This window comes from Hymenobacter sp. YC55, from assembly GCF_029433095.1.
In the GTDB taxonomy this organism is placed as follows: domain Bacteria; phylum Bacteroidota; class Bacteroidia; order Cytophagales; family Hymenobacteraceae; genus Hymenobacter.
Genome location: NZ_JARNTX010000001.1, coordinates 821,344 through 844,700, shown reverse-complemented (window position 1 = coordinate 844,700; position 23,357 = coordinate 821,344). Strand labels below are relative to the sequence as shown.

Here is a 23,357-nt window from a genome sequence, read left to right as displayed (position 1 = left end):
TATCAAAGCTGCCTCTATACAGCTTTGATTTCTGCCCACGTCCAGTACTGTTTTGGTTCTATAGCGGCGTATTTCTCTCGGAAGTATGTCACCACTAATTGCTCTAGCTCTTCCGGCGCGATAGAAGAAGCATGAATTGGCCGCTGGTCAGGGTCGGCGTAGCGTTGCGCTTTGCCAAGGCTTTTGCCCGCCAAGCGCAGCAAAGGGCCAGTATCGGTTATGCCATCGAAGGTCCAGCGGTGCGGAGCTTGCTCGCGGGCGTTGAGTTGAGCGGCCAAGGTGTCGAGTGGCAGACGAGGCAGTGTAGGGCGGCTTTCGAGGTCTATCCAGGTGGTATATTTGTACTCGAATTCGTAGCGCTGCCCTCCGTAGATGCTGAGTACCATGTCGTAGCCCGCCGTAGGGCCGAACAACGCGTAGTAAGGCAGCGGCACTGGTGCCCGCACCACCACCAGCCCAATTTCCGGATACCGGGTAAGCCGTGCATCTGCACCTTGTAGCACGGTGGCCGCTTGTTTGACCCGCTCATACTCCGGCTCCCACACCGGGTGCTCATTCTCAGGATTTTCTAGTACGTGCTGAAAGCGCAGCAAAAACCACTCGAATTTATCTGCTGAAGCCTCGTCTTCGCGCCGGCGCAGCGCTGGCGCGCCAAACGGCACATAGAACAACTCTTTTTCCTTGGCATTCAGCCAGCACACCAGTTGCAAGGCGTGGTCGGCGCAAGGGTCCTGCCAATCCAGTTCCCGGAAGTCGCCGAGGGTGGCGGTAAGACGGAGTAGGTGCTCGTGACGCAAGGCTAGCTCGGGATTCAGCAAGCTCCACACGCCCACAAAGCCATCTACATCAAAATGATTGGCCGTGACAGCTGTGGCGTTTATACCAGGGGTTTCGGGCGCGTGCAGTGCCCGGAGCACCGAGCCCGCACTGGTATCGTCGCGCAAGAATTCTGGTGTAGCCGCGCCGCGCCAATGCGCTAGCGTGAGAGTAGCACCCAAGCCCACACTGTCTACTACAATGGTAGGCTGCTGGCGGAGCTTCTGGAAAGCAACGAACTGCTTGGGCACGGCAAGAAGATGTAAGAGGAAACTGGCTAGGCCGCAAAGCTAAGCCAGCGGCATGACTAAGCTCTTCTCGCTGCCTCCCAAACTCACTTGTTTCCCCGCCGATTGGAAATGCGCTCTACGCGGCTGCGGCGTATCCAGTGCAGGTATTTCTGCAGCTTCTCAGCGCCACGCAACGCTTCAATAGTGTGATACTGGCGGGCCAGCTCCTTGTTGTCGAGCAGCAAGTGCACACTACTATGGCAGGGCTGGCAGAGGTCAGCAGTGGGACCGTGCCGCCCCCCTTCCTCGCGTGGTATCAGATGGTGCCGCGACAATTGCTGCACTTCCCGCTCGCACAAAGCGCAGCAGTTGCCGCTGACCGAAGCAATTGGGGCAATTAATTCAGATTGGGAATTATAAATCGAACGTCGCCGCATAAGACTATGATAAATAGCATGTTGAAAACATCTAGACTTGACATAGTAGTTTCTCGGAAGTAGAGAAAAAAATGCACCTTACATTACCAGCCATGTCGAAATACTCCTATATTTGGTTGGACCCGAACGGTTTAATCGAATACGACCTTAAATTTTTCACTTTTCTCTTCTTTTTTTGCCTTATCACTTTATCGTTTAACTCATGGGCGTTTCTACTCTTGTTTTTCCTAATCGCCTCACCTCATTGCTACGGGTTGCCGGGTTAGGGCTGGCTTGCATCGTGCTGTCACCTACTGATTCGAAAGCTCAAACCTGGATGGTTTCTACAGATGCCTTCATGAAACTGGGCGTGATGGATAAGTTTGGCACCTTAGGCGCTTACTCGGCCAAGTTCGTTGTCACCAATACCACTAGCGGCAAAGCGTACATCCTAGTGAAGGAAGTTGGAGGTGGCCAAAACGGGATTGACGTGGTTTTCCCATCCGAACCTTCCGAGCCCGACTATTTCAAAGCTGATACGGGCGAAGCTGCCCGCGCGCTGCCAGGCTCCTATGTTTGGGAGTGCCAGGTAGGAGGCAAGAAAGTGGTTGGCGGAAAATTCTCGTTCCCGCAAACAGCTAACGACGTCACTACTGTAGTGGTCGATAAAAAGAAATAATGCAGCAATTATACTCAGCAACTGGCCCGGTGCTTACGCATCGGGCCTTTTTGCGGTAAGGCCTAGTTGTTTCGGAACGTGGGCTCGGGTGGTTTCGTAGTATGTACCTACTTACTGTTGTAGCGTTTCGCCAACAGAGGATTCAGTAGGAAGCCTCTGGACTTGTTGTCTGGAATCCTTGTTCTAAGAACCAGAGCTTTCGTTTGTATTCATCTAACTGCTATTCATCATGCCTAAAAAATCTTTCTCCGAACTCATCAACAGCCCTGGTATGCCGGTGCTGGTTGACTTCTATGCCGACTGGTGCGGGCCTTGCAAAACAATGGCGCCTATCCTCGAGCAAGTAGCGGCCCAGCACCAGGGCAAGCTCAAAATCATCAAAATAGACGTGGACCGTAATCCGGCAGCCGCCCAGCAGTTTCGGGTGCAGGGCATTCCAACGCTGATTTTGTTTCATAAAGGGCAACCCGTGTGGCGGCAGTCGGGCGTAGTGGCAGCGCCGCAGCTCAACCAGGTGGTGCAACCGTTTTTAGGGTAGGCGCTTCTAAAAGAGGAAAGGAACAGCCGGGCTACAAACTATACAGTGAAGCAGGGCGTTAGGTACTACGCTGCCTACCTTTGCTGGCGCTGGCTCATACTTTCCTCGGATGCGGTTTCCTTTTCTACTACTAGTTCTTGGGTTTTTCAATCTTCTGCTTATTTCCCCGGTTTCGGCTCAGTCGGCGGGTGGTTATAAATTGAGCGGCTTCGTACGAGCCGGCAGCAGCCGGGAGGTTTTGCCCGGAGCCTCCGTTACGGTACCCGCACTTGGCACCGGCGTTACCACTGATGGGGCAGGCTTTTACACGCTGGTATTGCCCGCGGGCCGGTATGAGGTGGTTGTTTCTTTTATCGGTTACCAAAACCAAACGCGGGAGCTGAACCTCACGCGCGACCAGAAGGTGTCGTTTAGCTTGTCGGAATCAACCAACACGCTGAATGAAGTGGTGGTAGAAGGCTCTGGCACGCTAGAGCAAAAGCTGCAAACCACTCAAATGAGCGTGGAGCGCCTTTCAGCCAAAGAAGCTAAGTTGCTACCGGCATTGTTTGGCGAAGTTGACATTCTGAAAACCTTGCAACTCAAGCCAGGCGTGCAAAACGGCGGTGAAGGTACCAGCGGCCTGTTTGTGCGCGGGGGCTCCAGCGACCAAAATCTGGTGCTCGTTGACGATGCCCTGGTGTACAACCCGAGCCATTTATTTGGTTTGTTTTCGGTGTTCAACCCCGATGCCGTTGCCAGTGTGGACTTGTATAAGGGCGGGTTCCCGGCTCAATATGGTGGGCGTTTGTCGTCGGTGATAGATGTAAAGCTGCGCGAAGGCAACAAGGAAAAGATAGGTGTTAGTGGTGGCCTGGGGTTGATTTCGTCGCGCCTGACTGTGGAGGGGCCGATAGTGAAAGACAAGGGCTCGTTCATCATTTCGGGTCGCCGCACGTATTTCGACGTCTTCACGCGCAAAATCAACAGCCTCAACGACGACGACCCCGAGTACAACCCCATTCCCGACTACTACTTCTACGATTTCAACGCCAAGGCCAACTACACGCTCGGCCCTAAGGACCAGGTGTTTTTGAGTGGGTACTACGGGCGCGACGTCTTCGGCTTTGCCTCGCAGGGAGGGTTCGACTTTAATTTCACCTGGGGTAATTCGGTGGGGGCGGTCCGCTGGAACCACGTGTTTAATAAGCGGCTTTACCTCAATACCACCGTCTCCCTCACCGACTACAAGTACGACGTAACTAACAAGCTAGACCAGTTCAGCTTCAACCTGGCCTCTGACATTCGCGACTATTCCGTCCGCACCGACCTCGACTATGCTCCCAATAGCAAGCACGCCCTCAAGTTTGGGGTGCAAGCCACTACGCACCAGTTCGGGGTGGGCCGTCTGCAAGCCGGCTCCGGCGACGGCCGCCTCAACATCGGCTCTGATGTGAACTACCGCGGACAAGAAGCGGCCGTGTATGCCTCCGACAACTTCAAGCCCACCGACAAGTGGCAGTTCGAGTACGGCCTGCGGCTGACCGGCTTTCAAAGCGGTGCCCAATCCTATGGCGGTATCGAACCCCGGGGGTCGGCACGGTATTCCCTCACGCCCAAAACCTCGCTGAAAGCTAGTTACGCCCTCATGTACCAGTACGTGCACTTGGTCACGAACTCCGGGGCCACGCTGCCGACTGACATTTGGTATCCCTCCCGCCTCTCGGTAAAGCCCCAACGCTCGCAGCAAGTGGCCACGGGCATCAGCTTTCTGCTCGGCGACGGCAAGTACTTGCTGACCGATGAGGTGTACTACAAGTGGGCGCAAAACCAAGTGGACTTCAAGGACGGCGCCCAGCTGTTTGTGAATCCGGACCTGGATACAGAATTCCTGTTCGGCAAAGGTTGGGCCTACGGCAACGAGCTGTATCTGGAAAAGAAAACCGGCCGCACCACGGGCTGGCTCGGCTACACGTTGTCGTGGAGCAAGCGCAAGTTTCCGCCGCAGCGCGAAACCAGCGGCATCAACGGAGGCCGGACGTTCTACCCCAACTATGACCGGCGGCACAACATAACGGCCGTTATCCTGCACCAGCTTAGCGAGCGGGTTAACCTGACGGGCTCGTTTGTGTACACTACCGGCAACGCCACTACCCTACCCTCGGGCCGCTTTGCGGTGCAAGACGTGTTTGGGGGCGAAACCGCGGCAGTACCCATCTACCCCGACCGTAACTCCTTTCGCCTGGCCTCTTACAATCGGCTGGACCTAGGCGTGGTTTGGCGCATGAAGCCCAACCGCTGGTTCCGGGAGTCCGACGTGACGTTCAGTGTTTACAACGCCTACAACCGCCGCAACCCCTACTTCGTGTATTTCGACCAAATAAAGGAAGACGACGATGCTCCTGTCACGGGGTATCGGGCCCGGCAGGTGTCTTTGTTCCCCGTCATTCCGGCCGTGACTTACAATTTCAAGTTCTAACCCCGGACGGCGCGGCCTACAGTCTCCTAGCTATCTGCTTTTGCTTTTATGCCCATTTTCAAGAAAAACCATTTACTGTCTTGGCGCCTAGTGTGGCTGTTGGCGTTGGCACCCTTCACCAGCTGCGACTTACAAAAGGAAATTGATGTGGATTTGCCCGTTCTGCCGGCACAGTTGGTGGTGGAGTGTTACCTCGAAAACGGGCAGCTCCCGCGCCTGACGGTGACGGAAACCGTACCCTACCTTTCCAGTCCCGACCCCGTCATTCCCGAAGACGTTAAGGTCCGCATCACGTTAGCCAACGGGCAAGTACAGCAGTTGCAGTATTTCCCTGGTTATGACCCCACTACTGGCAAGGCCTTCACGCATATAGGATTACGCCGAATAATAGCCCGCCCCGGCGACACGTTCAAGCTAGATGTAACCGACACCAAAGGGCGTCACGTAACGGGCACGGCTACCATGCCCGCGCGTATTCCCATCGATTCGCTGGAATACAAATACAACGACCTGCCGCCTGAGTCCCGCGAAGCCTACGTGCTCACCAACTTCAAGGACCCCGTGGGTGTGGGCAATTACTACCGCTTGCAAATCCACCGCGACAGTATTTCCAACGACCCCGTGCTCGATTACGATGTGGACGACCGCCTTAACGACGGCACTAACTTCACGCTCGGCACCAGCTACATCTTCGACCCCGGCGACCGGCTGTACGTAACGCTCTACCACTTCGACCGGCCCTACTATTTATTTCGGCAGTCGGTGAATGATGCGCGCAACGCCAACGGCAATCCATTCTCACAGCCATCAGCCATAAAAAGCACAGTAGAAGGCGGCGTTGGCGTGTTTACGGTGCTTAGCTACGAGCGAAAACGCCTCTACATACGATAAGTGTTTAGCTGCGCTACGGGCTACTCAGAGGAATAGCGGAAATATCAGCCTTTGCATAGTCCATCAACAGAAAAGCCCTTTCCAACTTTGGAACGGGCTTTTCTGTTGGTGCCTCTGGTACGCAGGTGCGGCAGTAAGTATCCTTACTGCATCTGGATTACGGCTCGTAGCAAGGCGGTAAGGCGGGGCTCAGCATCGGCGGCTACGCGCAGGATATCGGCTATAGCCACGCGCTTGAGCTTGCCAGGCGAGCATAAGTCAGTAACAACGGAAATAGCCAGCACGGGCAAACCCATATGCACTGCCGCAATAACTTCGGGCACCGTGCTCATGCCCACCGCGTCGGCGCCGATGGTGCGCAGGTAGCGGTATTCGGCGGGCGTTTCGAGCATGGGCCCGGGCAGGCTGGCGTACACACCGCGCCGCACTTTATCGGCGAAGCCGAGGGTACGGGCGGCTTCCTCGGCTTGTTGCAGCAGGGTAGCATCGTAGGGCTCTAGCATGTCGGGGAAGCGGGGGCCTAGCTCGTCGAGGTTTTTGCCGACTAGTGGGTTGGTGGGCTGCAGGTTGATGTGGTCTTCGAGCAGCATCAAATCCGAGTACTCCATGTCGGGGTGCAAGCCACCAGCGGCGTTGCTGACAAACAGCTTCCGGATACCCAGCAGCTTCATCACGCGGACCGGCAGCACCACTTGCTCCATGCTGTAGCCTTCGTAGTAATGAAAACGGCCCTGCATCACCAGCACCTTCCGCCCGGCCAGCTCGGCGGCCAGCAGGTTACCCGAGTGGCTTTCCACCGTCGAAACCGGGAAGTTGGGAATCTCGGCGTAAGGAAACGTGTGGTGGATGGTCAGATCCTTGACCAAGGCCCCAAGGCCGGTACCGAGGATGATGCCAAACTCAGGCGTGAAGTCATGAAGGCGTTGGCGGAGGTAGTCGGCGGCTTGGTGAAGTTGCTGCATGTAATCGGCTCTCTTGTTAAGCTTTAAACAATAAAAGTTGTCATCCTGAGCTTGCGAAGGACCTTCTGCCCGCAGCGCGAAATCGTTGAAACGACTATTCGTACTGATGGCATAAGATCCTTCGCAAGCTCAGGATGACAACCGGTTTTTTACTGATGTGTTACTGAATGTTAACCTCGAACGGCATGCGCATTTGGGCGCCTTTCATTTCCGAGAGCTTTTTGTACTGCTGATACACGGGGTACATCGGACCCATTTCTTCCTTCACGAGGCGCAGCTTGGCTTCTTCACTGAAGCCGCTGAAGATAGATTCGGCGAAGGTTTTCTGGCGCGGCAGCTTCTGGATGCGGTAGTCGCCTTCCTTGAGCTTAGCCCGGCGAGCCGCAATGCGCAAAGCATCGTCGTACGAACCTAGCACGTCAACCAAGCCCCGGGCCTTAGCTTCCGAACCCGACCATACCCGGCCAGAAGCATAGCCGCGCAAACGCTCAACCGGCATGTGACGGCCTTGGGCCGCTTTGGTGGTGAAGTCGGCGTAGATGCGGTTGATTTCGTTTTGGAACTGCGTTTTCTCGAAAGGCGTGAGGGCCCGCGTCACGGTGGGGAAGTCCGAGAACTTGCCGGTTGTTACGCGGTCTGTAGTGATGCCTAGCTTGTCGCGTAGCAGCGGCTCGATGTTGGGCAACACGCCAAACACGCCAATGCTGCCCGTAATGGTATTCGGGTGCGCCACAATGGTGTCGCAGCCCATGGCAATGAAGTAGCCGCCACTAGCCGCCACATCCGACATCGAGCACACAATGGGCTTCACCTTCTTGGTGAGCATCACCTCGCGGTAGATAATGTCGGAAGCCAACGAGGAGCCGCCGGGCGAGTTTACACGTAGCACTACGGCCTTCACCTTATCGTCGAGGCGGGCTTTGCGGATGGCTTCCGCGAAACGGGTGCTACCGATGTTGTCGTTGCCGCCCTTGCCGGTCACGATGTCGCCATCGGCATACACCACGGCAATGCGGTTGCTGCTGCTGTTCTCTTCATCGTCGGTTTGGCTGTAGTCGCCGAGGTTTACGAGGCTGAGCTTGTCGTCTTTTTCCACGCCGAGCTTGCCTTTCATGTAGTCGAGGGCTTGGTCGTAGTAGCCGAGGTGTGTGACGAGGCCGAGACGCTTGGCATCGTCGGCGTTGTGCACGAGCATGGAATCGGAAATGACCTTGAGACGTGCGGGCGCAATCTTACGGGCCGTGGCCACATTGCCGAGCGTGAAATTGTTGATGGAATTCAGGAACGACGAAGTTTGCAGGCGGGCCGAGTCGGACATATTCTCGCGGAAAAACGGCTCTACAGCGCTTTTAAACGAACCAACCCGGAAGATCTGTGGCTGAATACCGGCCTTGTCGAACAGGTTTTTGTAGTACATCGTCTCCGAGCTCAGGCCATTGAACTCCAGTGTGCCCTGCGGATTGAGATAGATGCGGTTGGCTACGGAAGTCAGGTAGTAGCTTTTCTCGGACGCGGCATCGGCATACGCCACAATGAACTTGCCCGACTTCTTGAAGTCGATTAGCGCGTCGCGCACTTCCTCCAGCGACGCCATGCCGGCCTGCACCAACTCCACGTTCAGGAAAATGCCTTTGATGTCGCCATCGGCCTTGGCCCGGCGGATAGTGGCTTTGAGTTGGTCTAACCCAATGTTGTCGGCTTGGTTGCTGAACGCGGAACCGAAGGAATCACGGCTTTCGCGCTCGGCAATGGGCCGGTCGAGCTTCAGTTCCAGCACCGAGTCGCTTGCTACGGTCACTTCCTTGTCGGAGGAAGCCAGCGCGGCTACAAAGCCCACCAGCAACACCAACCCAAGCAGGCCTAATATGAAAATGCCGGTGATGGTGGCCAGCACGTACTTAAAGAATTGTCGCATGAAAAAAAGAACAGATTAACTGATGGAAAGCGAATGACGCAAAGGCAGACGTAGCAGGTTGCATTTGCCTTTACTGGAACAACACTGGCGAGCAAGTTATTCATTCGGGCCGCCTGAACTAGTGAGTAGCCAAGCGAAATTTCAGGACGCCCGGCTTGACCTGACGCCTATTGATTGAAGCATCTATCGCCGAAGTGTTTTCCTCATTACAAGTAAGCTGCAAAAAGGTCTGCGGGTTCTTGGCAGGCTAGTTTAGAGGCAACTTTCTAGCTATTAATACCCGTACTTCTCGCCCCACAACTGGCGCAGGCGGTCCTGAATCTTCGTTTCAGCGGGGTTGTGGCCGGGATGGTAGAATGTGGTGCCACTGAGTTGCTCGGGCATGAACTCTTGGTAGGCGAAGTTGCCGGGATAGTCGTGCGAATACTGATACTGACCGCCGTAGCCGAGGTCTTTCATGAGTTTGGTGGGCGCGTTGCGCAGCGGAATCGGGACTGGTTGCACACCTTGCTGCCGCACTAGCGCCCGCGCCTCCCGGATGGCCTTGTAGCTGGCGTTGCTCTTGGGCGAAGTGGCCAGATACACCACCGTCTGCCCCAGAATAATGTCGCCCTCTGGCATACCAATCACCGTGACGGCCTGGAAGCAGCTATTGGCTAGCATCAGGGCGTTGGGGTTGGCCATGCCCACGTCCTCGGAGGCCAGAATAAGCAAGCGCCGAGCAATGAACTTCGGATCCTCGCCGCCTTCCAGCATCACGGCCAAGTAGTACAGCGCGGCATTGGGGTCGGAGCCGCGGATGCTCTTAATAAAGGCCGAAATAACATCGTAGTGCATTTCGCCGCCTTTGTCGTAGCGCGCTAAGTGCTGCTGCGCCAGTTGCTGCACCACTTCATCGGTAATAATGATTTCGTGGGTTTTCGGGTCGGGGCGGCTGGACTCTACTACTATTTCGAGCAGGTTGAGCAGCTTGCGGGCGTCGCCGCCCGAGATGGTGAGCAGGGCGCCGTACTCGGCTATGCGCACGTTTTTCTGCTTGAGCTGTTCGTCTTCGGCCAGCGCCTTATCGACGAGGTCGGTTAGCACTTCTTTGCTCAAGGGCTCCAGCACGTACACCTGCGCTCGGCTTAGCACAGCCGGAATCACCTCGAACGAGGGGTTTTCGGTGGTAGCCCCTATCAGCGTGACAATGCCTTGCTCTACAGCCCCGAGCAGCGCATCTTGCTGGCTCTTGCTGAAACGGTGAATTTCATCGATAAACAAGATGGTACCACGCTGCTTTTTAGCCCGATCAATAACATCCCGCACGTCCTTCACGCCGGCATTGATGGCGCTCAACGCCACGAATGGCTTGTGCAACTCCTCGGCCAGCAAGTGCGCCAACGTGGTTTTGCCAACGCCCGGCGGGCCCCATAGAATCAGACTTGGCAGGCGGCCGGCGTTCAGGTAACGGCGCAGCACGCCCTCCGGACCAATTAGGTGTTGCTGGCCGGCGTACTCGTCGAGGGTGCGGGGCCGCCGGCGCTCGGCGAGCGGAGCCGTATCGTCGGCTTTGGGGCGCAGATTGGAAGCAGGTGTAGGGTCGGAATCGAAGAGGGAGCCGGTGGACATAGAGCAGATAAATTCAGGTGGTGAAAGTACGGCAGATGGCGCGCGGAGGTGATAGAATTCTATTTTTAGGCTGCCATTCCTACGAATTCACTTCAAAAAAAGCCCTGTAAGGCTACATACGGGCGCTACTCGACACGAAACAGATTTGTTGTGCCTTCGCACCTCGTCTGCCGTAACTTTACGCGCAATGAAAAACTCCGTCAAGGTGCACGCGGCCCTGTTTCTGGTGGCCCTGATTTATGCGGCCAACTATAGTATCTCTAAGGATGTAATGCCCCACTACATGGGGCCATTTGGACTGGTGCTGCTGCGTATTGTGGGGGCAACGCTGTTTTTCAGCATTATCAGCCGTATTGTGGCGCCCCACGACCGGATAATTGGCCGCGCCGACAATCTGCGGGCGGTGGCGTGTGGCGTGCTCGGCATTGGGCTCAACCAGTTGCTGTTCTTTTCGGGCCTCAACCTCACCACTCCCATCAATGCCTCGCTCATTCAAACGGTAGCGCCTATCGTCACGGTGCTGGCCTCCGTGGTGCTGCTCGGTGAGAAACTAACGCTGCCTCGGTTGCTAGGCATTGTACTAGCGGGCGCAGGCGCGGCGCTTATTATTCTGGGCCGTAGTGGTCCGGTAGCCGTGGCTGGTCAAGATGGTACGCTAGGCAACTTATTCATTCTGCTCAACGCCACGGCCTTCGGGGCGTACTTGGTTATCGTGATGCCCTTGATGCGCAAGTACCACCCATTCACGGTATTGGCCCGCATCTTTCTGGTTGGGGCTGTGTTGGCGGTTCCCGCTGGCTGGCAGCAAGTCCAGACTCCCGACTACGCCAACTTCCCTCCTAGCATCTGGGCGGCTATTGTGTACATGGTAGTGTGCCTCACCATTCTGGCGTACCTGCTAAACAACTGGGCACTGAAATACGCCTCCCCTGCCCTACTAGGCGCCTACATCTACCTGCAACCGGCGCTGGCGGTACTGATTGCCGTGAGTTTGGGGAAAGACTCGCTCACGCCAGCCAAAGCCTTGCAGGCCTTGCTAATCTTTGGCGGTGTGTTCCTGGTAAGCCGAAAATCCAAGCAACCGAAGCCTGCCGCTATGCCCTTGGAAACGGTGCAAGACTAAAACCGCGCCAAGGTGTAGCGCCGCTCCTAGCTACGCACACAACTGAAGCGGAATAGCATTTCATAGGCAAAAAGAAAGCCTGGTCGCCACAACGGCAACCAGGCTTTCTTTTTGCTAAGCGCGAGGCGCTTAGGCAATTACTTGTTAGGATCAGCCTTTACTTTAGACTTCTTCTTTTTGTCTTTCGACTTTACGTCAGCGTCGGTTGGCATGGTTGGAGTAGCCGGGGTAGCGCTGGTGCTAGACTGCGTTTCAACGGTAGTAGTCGTAGCAGGAGTGGTGCTCATGGTAGGAGCGGTAGCGGGGGTAGTCGTAGTTGCTGGCTGAGTAGCAGGCTGCGTCTGGGTAGTCGTGCTCTGTTGCGGGACCGTCGTAGTCGTAGTGGTCGAAGTTTGCGCGTTGGCGGCAGAAATACCGGTTACGAATACTGCGGCGAGAACAAGTAGCTTTTTCATGAAAAGGGGTTATGGTGGACTATCCGAAATCCGACTGTTGAGTCAGACTCCGTTGAGTGCCCTTGAACGACTGTCAACAACCGGGTGTTGCGTTACCACCAAAAAATACCCGAATTATGCACTTATTTCAGCAACTCATGCAGCACCGTCTGCATCGAGAAAACCCGGTTTCCGGCTTCCTGAATCACTAAAGAGTTAGGCGAATCCAGAACGGCATCCGACACTTCTACATTGCGGCGCACGGGCAAGCAGTGCAGAAATTTGGCGTTGTTGGTACCGGCCATGTGTTCGGGAGTTAGCATCCAGGAAGGGTCGCTCTGGAGTACTTGGCCGTACTGTTGGTAGCTGCTCCAGTTTTTAGCTTGCACAAAGTCGGCGCCTTCCAGGGCTTTCTTCTGGTCGTACTCGATGCGGGCACCTTTCGTGAACTTGGGGTCCAGCTCGTAGCCTTCGGGGTGCGTGATAACAAAGTCCACCCAATCAATTTCCGAAAACCAGTCAGCGAAGGAGTTAGGTACACACTGAGGCAGGGCCCGCACGTGTGGAGCCCAGGTGAGCACCACTTTCACACGTTCCTTCTGCTTGAACTCTGCTACCGTAATCAAGTCGGCAAACGACTGTAACGGGTGCAGCGTGGCGCTTTCCAAGCTGATAACCGGCACGGTGGCGTATTTCAGAATCTTGTTGAACACCACTTCCTGGTAGTCTTCGGCGCGGTCCTTGAGCGTAGGAAAGGTGCGCACACCCAGCACGTCGCAATATTGGCTCATCACGGCAATAGCCTCCTTAATGTGCTCCTGCGTGCCGCCATTCATGACGGCACCATCTGCCATTTCCAGCGTCCAAGAGTCCGCTCCGGCATTCAGCACCCACGCCTGCGCCCCTAGGTTGTAAGCCGCCTTGATAGAGCTAAGGCGCGTACGCAAGCTAGGATTGAAGAAGATCAGCCCAACGGTTTTGTTCTTGCCAATATGCTGGTAACCATACGGATTCGCTTTGATTTCCAGGGCCTGCTTCAATAAGGCATTATAATCGCCTGCATCGGCGAAGGAGGTAAAGTTCTTCATGAGGTAATGTAAGGTGTCAGTTGTTTTTGGATGCAGGTGTTTTAGCCCCTTTTCTTGACCAGGAATAACTTCTGCTCAACCGGAACCCACACGTAGACGAAACTACCAATTGGGCAAGCTGAGAAGAAAGTGTAATAGCTTCCAGGCTTACCTGCAGATGCTTTTAAGGGTTGTATTAACCAAGTGTTGTCAACACCAATCAAGAGTATAAAACAACCTACTGCTAGAATCAGAGCCGTAACAAGTATCCTTTTAGCCATTCAGCAAAGTACAAGACATATTCCCCTAAAAAGAGTTGAGCAACTTAAATGGCTTTAAGTTGCTCAACTCTTTTTCGAGACTTTACTTACTTCGCCTTATACTCATTCCAGCTCTTGATCTTCAAGTCATCTAGTTTCAGCGTGCAGAAGGCTTGGATAAACGACTTGGCCAAGCGAGCATTGGTTAGCAGCGGAATACCGAAGTCAATGGCCGTGCGGCGGATTTTGTAGTCGTTGTCCAGTTCGCCCTTCGACAGGTTCTTGGGAATGTTGATAACCAAGTCGATTTTCTTCTCTTTCAGATACGTCAGCACGTTGGGCTCAACGTGGTCGTCGGGCCAGAAGAGCAGGCTGCTCGGCACGTTGTTTTCGGCGAAGAAACGGTGCGTGCCCTGCGTAGCGTAGATGATGTAGCCACGCTTCACCAGCAACTCCGTGGCCGACAGCAAAGCCACTTTCGACTTGATAGGCCCACCAGAAATCAACACCGTTTTCTGCGGAATCTTGTAGCCCACGCTCAGCATCGACTTCAGCAACGCCTCTTCGGCCGTGTCGCCTAGGCAGCCTACCTCGCCAGTCGATACCATATCGACGCGCAGTACGGGGTCGGCACCGGGAAGACGCGTGAACGAGAACTGCGGCGCTTTCACGCCCACAAATGGCAGGTCGTACACCCGCTCGCTCTCGTCGCGCTCTACTTTCAAGCCAAGCAGCACTTTCGTGGCCTTCTTGATCATGTTGTTGCCCGATACTTTCGACACAAACGGGAAGCTACGGGAAGCGCGGATGTTGCACTCAATCACCCGGATTTCGCCGTCTTTCTCCAGAAACTGAATGTTAAATGGACCGCTGATTTGGTAACGTTTGGCCACCTTCTCGGCAATGATTTTCAGCTTGCGAATAGTGCGCACATATACCTTCTGCGGCGGGTAGTACATGGTAGCGTCGCCGGAGTGCACGCCCGCAAATTCCACGTGCTCGGAAATGGCGTAGCTCACGATTTCGCCTTTGGCCGCTACGGCGTCCAACTCTATTTCCTTGGCTTCCTGCATGAACTCCGACACCACCACCGGATACTCGGCACTCACTTCCGTAGCCGCTCGGAGGTACGATTCCATCTCGAAAGCATTGGAAACCACGTTCATGGCCGCGCCCGACAGTACATACGAAGGCCGAATTAGCACGGGGTAGCCTACTTCCTTCACGAACTCGAACATGGCGTCCATCGAAGTCAGCTCCTTCCAACGCGGCTGCGCAATGCCTAGCTCGTCCATGATGCTGGAGAACTTGTGGCGGTTTTCAGCTTCGTCGATGCGAGAAGGCGAGGTACCCAAAATGGGTGCCTGCGCCTCTTGCAGGCGGGTAGCTAAGTTGTTAGGAATCTGGCCACCGGTGGAGAGAATGAGGCCCTCCGGCTGCTCGAATTCCAGAATATCCATCACCCGCTCGAAACTTAGTTCCTCGAAATACAGCCGGTCCGACACGTCGTAGTCGGTCGAAACGGTTTCCGGGTTGTAGTTGAGAATGATGGTTTTGTAGCCTTCTTCGGCCGCTGTTTGCACCGCATTTACGCCGCACCAGTCGAACTCCACGGAGCTACCAATCCGGTACACACCCGACCCCAGCACCATCACCGACTTATCCGTCTCGGGCGCCAAGTCGTTTTCGGTGCCGTGGTAAGTGCTGTAGAGGTAGTTGGTTTTCGCTGGAAATTCAGCCGCCAGCGTGTCAATCTGCTTGATAACCGGCAACACGCCTAGTGCTTTGCGGCGGGCGCGCACCAGTAGTTCGTCGCCTTTTACGTCGCCCTCCCCGAGCAGCTTCACGGCTATTTGCTGGTCGGAGAAGCCGGCTTTCTTGGCATCCCGCAACAACGTTGTTTCTAGAGCGTCGAGGCCAGTGCCCCGCAGTGCCGCGAGTTGGTTGCCGAGCTGGAAAATGGTGTACAGACGCTGCAAAAACCAGTGGTCGATGCGCGTCAAGTCGTGCACTTGGTCGAGCGTATAACCAGCCTCGAAGGCTAGGTTGATGGCAAAGATGCGCTCCTCGTTGGGTTCGCTCAGCAGTCTGTCGATGGTGGAATTGCTGACGGTTTCGGGCCGGTTGGCCACGAAGCCGCGCTTGCCCGTGTCTAGCATGCGCAATCCCTTCTGAATAGCTTCTTCGAAGGATTTGCCAATGGCCATCACTTCGCCCACGCTCTTCATGGCACTGCCAATCTGCCGGTTTACGCCCTCAAACTTGCCCAAGTCCCAGCGTGGCAGCTTCACTACTACATAATCCAGGGCTGGCTCGAAAAACGCCGTTGTGGTCTGTGTTACGCTGTTTTTCAACTCCGACAGCGAGTAGCCCAAGCTCAGCTTGGCGGCCACAAACGCCAGCGGATAGCCCGTGGCCTTGGAAGCCAGCGCCGAGGAGCGCGACAAACGGGCATTCACTTCAATTACGCGGTAGTCCTCGGAAACGGGGTCCAGTGCGTATTGAATGTTGCACTCACCCACAATACCGAGGTGGCGAATCGTTTTGATGCCGATGCTGCGCAGCTTGTGGTACTCGCGGTTGCTTAGCGTCTGCGAAGGCGCCACCACAATGCTTTCCCCGGTGTGAATACCAATGGGGTCAAAGTTCTCCATGTTGCAGACCGTGATGCAGTTATCATACTGGTCACGCACCACTTCATACTCCACTTCCTTCCAGCCCTTCAACGATTCTTCCACCAGAATCTGGTCGGAAGTGGTGAAGGATTTCTGAGCCAGGGCCCGCAGCTCGTCCATGTTGTTGGCGAAACCACTACCCAGGCCGCCCAGCGCAAACGCCGCCCGCACGATAATGGGGAAGCCGATTTTCTCACCAGCTGCCAGAGCGTCTTCCATCGTCGTCACGGCCACGCTGCGGGCTGTGAAAACTCCAATTTGGTCGAGCTTGTCCTTGAAAATATCCCGATCCTCCGTATCTATTATAGACTGCACCGGGGTACCTAGCACCTTCACTCCGTACTTCTCGAACACGCCACCGCGGAACAAAGCCACGGCGCAGTTCAGAGCGGTTTGTCCCCCAAATGCCACCAAAATGCCGTCGGGTTTTTCTTTCTTGATGACTTCCTCCACGAAGAAAGGCGTCACAGGAAGGAAGTACACATCGTCAGCAATGTTGTCCGATGTTTGTACCGTAGCAATGTTGGGGTTGATGAGGATGGTGCGAATGCCTTCCTCTTTCAGCGCTTTGAGCGCCTGCGAGCCGGAATAATCAAATTCTCCGGCCTCGCCAATCTTAAGTGCGCCGGAACCGAGGACAAGAACTTTGTTGGGTTTTTCCATTCTTAGAGTTGAGAGAACAGACCAGCAGAGCGGTCATGTTAAAAAGTAGCCGGACCAATCCGGCTACCGCTTATTGCTTACGTGGGGCAGGTTATCTACTTGGTAAAGAGGGTGTCGCTTTTGACTGTTTTCCATTCACCAGAAGGTCGTCTGACCATCCAGAGCTTGATAGTTGCATTGGAGTACTCCCCTTTCAAAAAGAATTGAAAGGCAAGAGAATCTCCTTTAGAATTCAGTTTCTGAACCCTAAAGTTTTTGCCGGTTATTTTTCCAGTTCTACTGGTTATCCTAGAAGAAGCCTTGGCCGAACTCATGGCTGTAGCAATCAGATCGGCCGGCTTACCAAGCACTGCTTTCATGATCGTCCGCTGTCCCATGTTCTTAACAAAATAGAACGTAGCGAAAGCCAGAGCACCTAATAACAGATATCCCCAGTTTGGGAAACCTCTAGTTTTCGCTTGCATGAGAGTAGTGCGATGACGGTCGAATGAATGCCTATGCTTTCTAAACTTCTACTGAAGACGATGTTTCAAAAGGGTTTTCCTTGTCGAGGTTCTTCTCTACAAAACTAATAGCTGCTTGTGGGCTGTTGAAATACCGTTTTTCGGTATTGTCATAGCTTGAAACAGTGTACTGATTTTGATGAAAGTACAAGCACACAAATTGGTCAGCTTGTCCACGAGCATAAGTATCATACCGTTGCAAGCCCATTCGCCCTAAACTGATATATGGCAGCAACTGGTGGAGAAGCTTAGAAGCCCTACAAGCATCTAATAACTCTATGGTTTTCTTGGAATGAAAGTGTGGCGGAAACTCCGCCAAGCGAAGGCGTATCTGGTGCCACTTTTCATTGTTTTCAACCATAGACAGCTATTTAATCATGTGCGGTAAAGCTTCCATTAAAGAGAAGGCAGAGTTAGGATTAGCGTTGCTTATACTCCTCCACCGCTTTTAGGAAGTCGTCAAACAAGTATTCCGTATCCTCGGGGCCGCCAGCGGCTTCGGGGTGGAATTGGGTGGAGAAGAACGGCTTGGTTTTGTGCTTGATGCCTTCGCAGGTGCCATCATTTAGGTTCTCAAACAGCATTGTCCATTCGTCGGGCAGCGTATCGGTGTCCAGCGCGAAGCCGTGGTTTTGGGAGGTGATGTAGCTACGCTTGGTACCAGAGAGCAACACGGGCTGGTTGTGGCTGCGGTGACCGTATTTCAGCTTGAATGTGTCGCCGCCCGCGGCCAGGCCCATGAGTTGGTTGCCTAGGCAGATGCCGAAGATGGGCTTGTCCTGTTGCAAGGCAGTTTGCAGGTGGCTGATGGTGGCCTCGCACATTTTCGGGTCGCCGGGGCCGTTGCTTAGGAACAGGCCGTCGTAGTCGATTGTGTTGAAGTCATAATCCCAGGGCACGCGAATCAACTCTACGTCGCGGGTGAGGAAGCAGCGGATGATGTTGGTTTTGGTGCCGCAGTCTACCAGCACGATTTTGTGTTGGCCTTTGCCATAGTGCTGCACGCCGGGTGGGCTCACTTGGGCTACTAGGTTGTCTTGGTTGGGGTCGTGGAGGGGAATGTCTTCCTCGGCCACAATCTTACCAAGCATAGCCCCTTTCTCGCGCAGCTTCTTGGTGAGCATGCGGGTATCCACCCCGAAAATGCCGGGAATGTTGTACTCGGCTAGCCAGTCGCCGAGGCTCTTGGTGGCGTTCCAGTGGCTATGCTCTTCCGAGTAGTAGTTGACCACTAGCCCGGCAATATGAATCTTGTCGGACTCGAAAATCTTGGAAATCGACTCGTACAGTTCTTCGCCGGGCACACCGTAGTTACCCACCATGGGGTAAGTCAGCACCAGAATCTGGCCGGCAAAAGATGGGTCGGTGAGGTTTTCGGGGTAGCCTGTCATGGCCGTGCTAAACACCACTTCGCCTGCGGCCGATGTGTGGGCGCCAAATCCAGTACCCTCGATTTCGGTGCCGTCTTCTAGCACCAGCTTTACTTGCTTCATCAGTATCAGTTGATGGAAATATTAGTAGTGAAATCTTGCTCTCTACAGAACCATGGATAAGCAGCACAAGGCTATATTTTTAGAGCTGTAGCCTTTCTCCAAAAGGAAGAAAAACTACAGCTCTAAATGCTAGTCCAATGCCGAAGGCTCCTGAATAATGGCTACCGATTTGCCGGTTAGTTCGTACAGCGCGTGTAAGAATCGGTCGACTTCTGCCTTCGTTATATTAAGCGGTGGCAGTAGGCGAAGCACCGTCGGGTCGGAAGCATTGCCGACGAAGATGTGGTGCTCGGTCAGCAGTTTGTCACGTACGTCCTTTATAGGAAAGTCGTACTTGATACCTACCATCAGGCCCCGCCCACGAATTTCTTCGGCCCCGGAATTAGCTTCTAGCTCGGTGCGCAAGTAGTTGCCGAGTTCGGTGGCGTGCTGCAACAGGTTTTCGTCTTCAATAACTTCCAGCACAGCCAGCGCAGCGGCGCAGGCCAGATGGTTGCCACCGAAAGTAGTACCCAACAACCCGTAAGACGCTTTCAACTCCGGCGCAATGAGGATGCCGCCGATAGGGAAGCCGTTGCCCATGCCCTTTGCCACCGAAATAATATCGGGCTTAATGCCGGCGTGTTGATGCGCGAAGAACTTACCGCTGCGGCCGTAGCCGCTCTGCACCTCATCGGCAATCAGCAGCACGCCGTGCTTTTGGCAGAGCGCGCCTAGTCCCACCAAAAACTCGTCGGAAGGCATAATGATGCCACCCACGCCCTGAATTGGCTCGATGATAACGGCGCATACGTCGCCTGCCTGCATCACCCGCTCCACTTCGCTTAGCTCGTACGGCACAAAGGAAATGGCATGGCCTGCGTTGAAGGGCGCCACAATTTTCGGATTATCGGTGGCCGCTACCGCGCCGGAAGTCCGGCCGTGAAACGCACCTTTGAAGGCAATGACGTGATTTTTGCCGGTGTGGAACGAGGCCAGCTTCAGTGCATTCTCGTTGGCTTCGGCGCCAGAGTTGCACAGGAACAGCGTGTAGTCGTCGTAGCCTGATACCTCACCAAGCTTGCGCGCCAATTGCGTCTGAATCGGAATCTGTACAGAATTGGAATAGAAGCCGATGTTCTGCAACTGCTCAGTGAGGCGCTGCACGTAGTGCGGGTGGCTGTGGCCGATGGAAATTACGGCGTGGCCGCCGTAGAAATCCAGGTATTCCTGGCCTTTGTCGTCCCAAAGCTTCGCTCCCAGCGCCTTAACCGGCGTGATGTTGACGAGCGGATATACGTTGAAAAGCTCCATTACAAAAGCACTGATTTGAGGTGAAGGCCCGTCGTTTCCGGCAGACCGAACAGCAAATTCATGTTCTGGATGGCTTGCCCGGAAGCGCCCTTCACCAGATTATCAATAACCGAAGTAATCAGCAGTTGCTTGCCGAACTTCTGCACGTGCAGCAGGCACTTGTTGGTATTAACTACCTGCTTCAGATGCAGCTCCTTATCCGACACCGTAGTGAACGGCGCGTCGGCGTAAAAGTCTTTAAATAGTTGTCGAGCCTCGTCCTGCGTCAGGTCAGATGGTGTATACACGCTGGCAAAAATACCGCGCGAAAAGTTTCCCCGGTACGGAATGAAGTGAATATCCATTTCCAACTGCGGCTGCAACTGTGCCAAGCTCTCCCCTATCTCGCCCAAGTGCTGGTGCGAAAAAGGCTTGTAGATAGACACATTGTTGGTGCGCCACGAGAAATGCACTGTTTCCGATAAGCTTTGTCCTGCGCCCGTAGAGCCCGTAATAGCCGACACGTGTACGTCATCAGTCAGCTTGCCCGCAGCAGCCAACGGTAACAAGGCCAGCTGAATGGCGGTGGCAAAGCAGCCCGGATTGGCAATGCTCTGCGCCTGCTGGATACGGCTCTTGTTCAGTTCTGGCAATCCGTAGACGAATTCTCTATCGGCAAATTCCTGGTCGGCTTCCAAACGGAAGTCGTTGCTCAAGTCGATGACGTGGGTAGTAGCGGCCAAGGGCGTCTTTTCCAGGAAAGCACGGGAGTTGCCGTGCCCGAGGCACAAAAATACTACGTCCTCGTCTCCTGCCAACTCCGAGGCAAACACCAAGTCTGTTTCCCCCACCAAATCGTCGTGCACCTGGTACACCGGATTGCCCGCGTTGGAAGAACTGACAATAGCGCCCAACTCCACGTATTCGTGATGCAGCAGGATGCGGAGTAGCTCGCCGGCCGTGTAGCCCGCGCCGCCCACAATGCCGACCTTAATTTTCATCGTTGAAGGAAGAGTGAATGCGCAATTGATTGCTGAAAATTTTGATGAAGCCCTTGGCGTCGCGGCCGTCCCAGGCGTCGTTTTCCTCGCCGTAGGTGGCTACTTTCGAGCGCATCATATCGTACTTCGACTCGATGCCTTGCAGCTCGAACTGGTAGGGCTTCAGCGTAACGAACACCTTGCCCGACACCCGCTCCTGCGACGACGTCAGGAAGGCTTCCATATCGCGCATCACCGGGTCGAGGTACTGCGCTTCGTGTAGCAGCGTGCCATACCAGTTGGCGATGTAGTCTTTGTGCAGCAGTTGCCAGCGCGACGAGGTGTGCTTTTCCAGCAAGTGGTGGCCCTTCAGCAAAATCAGCGGTGCTGGTGCTTCAAAACCCACCCGACCCTTGATGCCGAGGATGGTATCGCCGACGTGGATATCACGGCCAATGGCGTATTTGCCCGCCATGTCGTTTAGCTCCTGAATGAGCTGCACCGGCTTCATCGTCTGACCGTTCAGCGCAACCGGCTCGCCCTTCTCGAAGGTTATTTCCACGTTAACCGGCTCTGTGGCACTGATTTGGGTTGGATAAGCCGACTCTGGCAGCGCTTGGTTGGAAGTCAATGTTTCGACGCCACCCACGCTGGTACCCCAAATACCCTTGTTGATAGAGTACTTGGCCTTTTCCCAGCTCATTTCGAAACCGTGCTGATTCAGGAAGTCGATTTCTGCCTGGCGCGACAGTTTCAGGTCGCGGATGGGCGTAATGATTTCGGTGTTAGGCGAAATCACCGAAAACGCCACATCGAAACGCACTTGGTCGTTGCCAGCGCCGGTGCTGCCGTGGGCAATGTAGTCGGCCTTGTGCTCGCGGGCATACTCAGCCAACGCCAGCGACTGGAACATGCGCTCTGCACTTACGCTCAGCGGATACGTGTCGTTCTTCAGGATATTGCCGAAAATAAGGTAGCGCAGGCAGTCGTGGTAGAATCGCTCGGTTACGTCAATCACCTCGTGCTTGGTCGAGCCCAATTCGTAGGCTCGCTTCTCGATGGCGGCTAGTTCCTCCTCAGAGAAACCACCCGAGTTGACAATAACCGTGTGCACCTCCAGACCCAATTCGCGGGTCAGGTACACCACGCAATAAGACGTATCCAAGCCGCCGCTGTACGCTAAAACTACCTTTTTCATTCGTTAGTTAGAAGTAAGAACCGAGAGGTGAACAGTAAAGAACGGCATGCTTCGCCTAGCATTCACTTACTGAAGCCTTCACAATAGTGACATTATTTATCCTGAGCGTCATGCTGAGCGGAGCCGAAGCATCTCGCATGCTGACATAGGAGTGGTATTTACCACACCGGCGAGATGCTTCGGCTCCACTTAGCCTGACAGTGACCTTGGCAAAGTCAGCAGGCGAGATTTGCCGCCAAATTTACACTCACTTCTCTTGATTTAAGATTTCGATGCTGGCTTGTGCCGGCTGACTGTACTGGTCGTTCAGCGTGTCGTAGACCATGCCGGTGCACAGACACATTTTGCGCTGATTTTCCATCAAGATGCCGTAGTTCTTGCAGCTCGAGCAGCCTTTCCAGAAGTCGTCGCTTTGCGTTAGCTCGGTGAACGTGACGGGCTTGTAACCGAGCTCGGTGTTGATTTTCATCACAGCCATGCTGGTCGTGATACCGAAAATCTTAGCCTGCGGATACTTGGTTCGGGAGAGCTTGAACACCTCGTGCTTGATAGCGCGGCCTAATCCCTCCTTGCGCAGCTCGGTGTTCACTATCAATCCCGAGTTGACCACAAACTTGTTGTCCTCGAAGGTTTCGATGTAGCAGAAGCCAGCCAGCTGATCGTCGATGAAAGCAATAATGGAGTCACCTCTATCCATCTTCTTAATCAGATAGTTAGGGTCTCGCTTGGCGATGCCTACGCCGCGCTGTTTGGCAGATTCCTCATACCATTGACAAAGGGTTTCCACATACTGCGCGTCGGCAGCATTGGCTACGCGTAAAATCATGGTCAAAGCTCGGTTAGTTGCCTGCCTATCAGACAACGGACTCGGAAAGACGAATGGAGAGAAAGTTTAAACTACTTACGAGTGAAGCAGCTTGGCAACCGGGAAAAAGACCGGTTTATGGGAAAAATCCTGAAACCGAAGAGAATAACTTCGCGGATTAGGGGAGGCCGTTCTGGCTGATAGCTCGCCAGAAAAAGCATACTACTAAGTAAGGCTTACACTCGTGTCAGTTGGTTATTCGTAGATGTTCTCTTCAACCGGGGTAGTTCTAGGGAAGGCCCCGTGCCGGTTTTTAGCGTGGCTAAAAACGCAGGCGAAACAGTGCAGCCAGCTCTTAAGCTGGCATG

At 54.5% G+C, this 23,357-nt stretch carries 20 protein-coding genes; 5 read left to right on the top strand and 15 right to left on the bottom strand.

What is annotated here, in order from left to right:
- Window positions 1-14: 14 nt before the first annotated feature.
- The gene (locus tag P1X16_RS03590; RefSeq protein ID WP_277226424.1) at window positions 15-1,067 is read right to left on the bottom strand and encodes a DUF6687 family protein; all 1,053 of its coding nucleotides are present in this window, start codon (window positions 1,065-1,067) and stop codon (window positions 15-17) included.
- A gap of 83 nt (window positions 1,068-1,150) precedes the next feature.
- Window positions 1,151-1,483, bottom strand: a complete 333-nt coding sequence (locus P1X16_RS03585) for an HNH endonuclease (protein WP_277226422.1) — start codon at window positions 1,481-1,483, stop codon at window positions 1,151-1,153.
- Between the two features lie 202 nt (window positions 1,484-1,685).
- Here P1X16_RS03585 and P1X16_RS03580 point away from each other — a divergent pair, with 202 nt between their 5' ends.
- The 4 genes from P1X16_RS03580 (at window position 1,686) to P1X16_RS03565 (ending at window position 6,028) form a co-directional block, all read left to right on the top strand.
- Window positions 1,686-2,141 (top strand): hypothetical protein, encoded by a 456-nt coding sequence (locus tag P1X16_RS03580; RefSeq protein ID WP_277226420.1) that lies wholly within the window; start codon window positions 1,686-1,688, stop codon window positions 2,139-2,141.
- A 229-nt stretch (window positions 2,142-2,370) separates the two neighbouring features.
- A complete protein-coding gene (gene trxA, locus P1X16_RS03575; protein ID WP_277226418.1) occupies window positions 2,371-2,679 on the top strand; it encodes a thioredoxin in 309 nt (102 codons plus the stop codon).
- 109 nt (window positions 2,680-2,788) lie between these two features.
- A complete protein-coding gene (locus P1X16_RS03570; RefSeq protein WP_277226416.1) occupies window positions 2,789-5,137 on the top strand; it encodes a TonB-dependent receptor in 2,349 nt (782 codons plus the stop codon).
- Window positions 5,138-5,185: 48 nt separating this feature from the next.
- Entirely contained in the window at window positions 5,186-6,028 is an 843-nt protein-coding gene (locus P1X16_RS03565) for a DUF4249 domain-containing protein (RefSeq protein ID WP_277226415.1), read from the top strand.
- Between the two features lie 143 nt (window positions 6,029-6,171).
- Here P1X16_RS03565 and P1X16_RS03560 read toward each other — a convergent pair whose 3' ends face one another.
- The 3 genes from P1X16_RS03560 to P1X16_RS03550 all read right to left on the bottom strand — a co-directional run bounded on the left by P1X16_RS03560 (window position 6,172) and on the right by P1X16_RS03550 (window position 10,516).
- On the bottom strand, window positions 6,172-6,990 hold the full coding sequence (locus P1X16_RS03560; RefSeq protein WP_277226413.1) for a purine-nucleoside phosphorylase: 819 nt from the start codon (window positions 6,988-6,990) through the stop codon (window positions 6,172-6,174).
- Window positions 6,991-7,150: 160 nt separating this feature from the next.
- The gene (sppA, locus tag P1X16_RS03555) at window positions 7,151-8,905 is read right to left on the bottom strand and encodes a signal peptide peptidase SppA (protein WP_277226411.1); all 1,755 of its coding nucleotides are present in this window, start codon (window positions 8,903-8,905) and stop codon (window positions 7,151-7,153) included.
- Between the two features lie 273 nt (window positions 8,906-9,178).
- On the bottom strand, window positions 9,179-10,516 hold the full coding sequence (locus P1X16_RS03550) for a replication-associated recombination protein A (RefSeq protein WP_277226409.1): 1,338 nt from the start codon (window positions 10,514-10,516) through the stop codon (window positions 9,179-9,181).
- A gap of 187 nt (window positions 10,517-10,703) precedes the next feature.
- Here P1X16_RS03550 and P1X16_RS03545 point away from each other — a divergent pair, with 187 nt between their 5' ends.
- Window positions 10,704-11,639, top strand: a complete 936-nt coding sequence (locus P1X16_RS03545) for a DMT family transporter (protein WP_277226408.1) — start codon at window positions 10,704-10,706, stop codon at window positions 11,637-11,639.
- Window positions 11,640-11,776: 137 nt separating this feature from the next.
- Here P1X16_RS03545 and P1X16_RS03540 read toward each other — a convergent pair whose 3' ends face one another.
- From P1X16_RS03540 to P1X16_RS03495, 10 genes are all read right to left on the bottom strand, one after another.
- On the bottom strand, window positions 11,777-12,094 hold the full coding sequence (locus P1X16_RS03540; protein ID WP_277226406.1) for a hypothetical protein: 318 nt from the start codon (window positions 12,092-12,094) through the stop codon (window positions 11,777-11,779).
- Window positions 12,095-12,216: 122 nt separating this feature from the next.
- The gene (locus P1X16_RS03535) at window positions 12,217-13,161 is read right to left on the bottom strand and encodes an N-acetylornithine carbamoyltransferase (RefSeq protein WP_277226404.1); all 945 of its coding nucleotides are present in this window, start codon (window positions 13,159-13,161) and stop codon (window positions 12,217-12,219) included.
- 346 nt (window positions 13,162-13,507) lie between these two features.
- Window positions 13,508-16,738 (bottom strand): carbamoyl-phosphate synthase (glutamine-hydrolyzing) large subunit, encoded by a 3,231-nt coding sequence (carB, locus tag P1X16_RS03530; protein WP_277226402.1) that lies wholly within the window; start codon window positions 16,736-16,738, stop codon window positions 13,508-13,510.
- Window positions 16,739-16,833: 95 nt separating this feature from the next.
- Window positions 16,834-17,202: a hypothetical protein gene (locus tag P1X16_RS03525; protein ID WP_277226400.1), complete on the bottom strand. Its 369-nt coding sequence runs from the start codon at window positions 17,200-17,202 to the stop codon at window positions 16,834-16,836.
- 40 nt (window positions 17,203-17,242) lie between these two features.
- Window positions 17,243-17,602: a hypothetical protein gene (locus P1X16_RS03520; protein WP_277226399.1), complete on the bottom strand. Its 360-nt coding sequence runs from the start codon at window positions 17,600-17,602 to the stop codon at window positions 17,243-17,245.
- Between the two features lie 58 nt (window positions 17,603-17,660).
- Window positions 17,661-18,734: a glutamine-hydrolyzing carbamoyl-phosphate synthase small subunit gene (carA, locus tag P1X16_RS03515; protein WP_277226398.1), complete on the bottom strand. Its 1,074-nt coding sequence runs from the start codon at window positions 18,732-18,734 to the stop codon at window positions 17,661-17,663.
- Window positions 18,735-18,863: 129 nt separating this feature from the next.
- The gene (locus P1X16_RS03510; protein ID WP_277226397.1) at window positions 18,864-20,027 is read right to left on the bottom strand and encodes an aminotransferase class III-fold pyridoxal phosphate-dependent enzyme; all 1,164 of its coding nucleotides are present in this window, start codon (window positions 20,025-20,027) and stop codon (window positions 18,864-18,866) included.
- Window positions 20,027-21,007, bottom strand: coding sequence for an N-acetyl-gamma-glutamyl-phosphate reductase (gene argC / locus P1X16_RS03505; protein WP_277226395.1), 981 nt, complete (start codon window positions 21,005-21,007; stop codon window positions 20,027-20,029). Before argC ends, P1X16_RS03510 begins: the two co-directional genes overlap by 1 nt.
- Window positions 20,997-22,184: an argininosuccinate synthase gene (argG, locus tag P1X16_RS03500; protein ID WP_277226393.1), complete on the bottom strand. Its 1,188-nt coding sequence runs from the start codon at window positions 22,182-22,184 to the stop codon at window positions 20,997-20,999. Before argG ends, argC begins: the two co-directional genes overlap by 11 nt.
- A gap of 247 nt (window positions 22,185-22,431) precedes the next feature.
- Window positions 22,432-23,010 (bottom strand): GNAT family N-acetyltransferase, encoded by a 579-nt coding sequence (locus P1X16_RS03495; protein WP_277226391.1) that lies wholly within the window; start codon window positions 23,008-23,010, stop codon window positions 22,432-22,434.
- Between the last annotated feature and the right edge of the window lie 347 nt (window positions 23,011-23,357).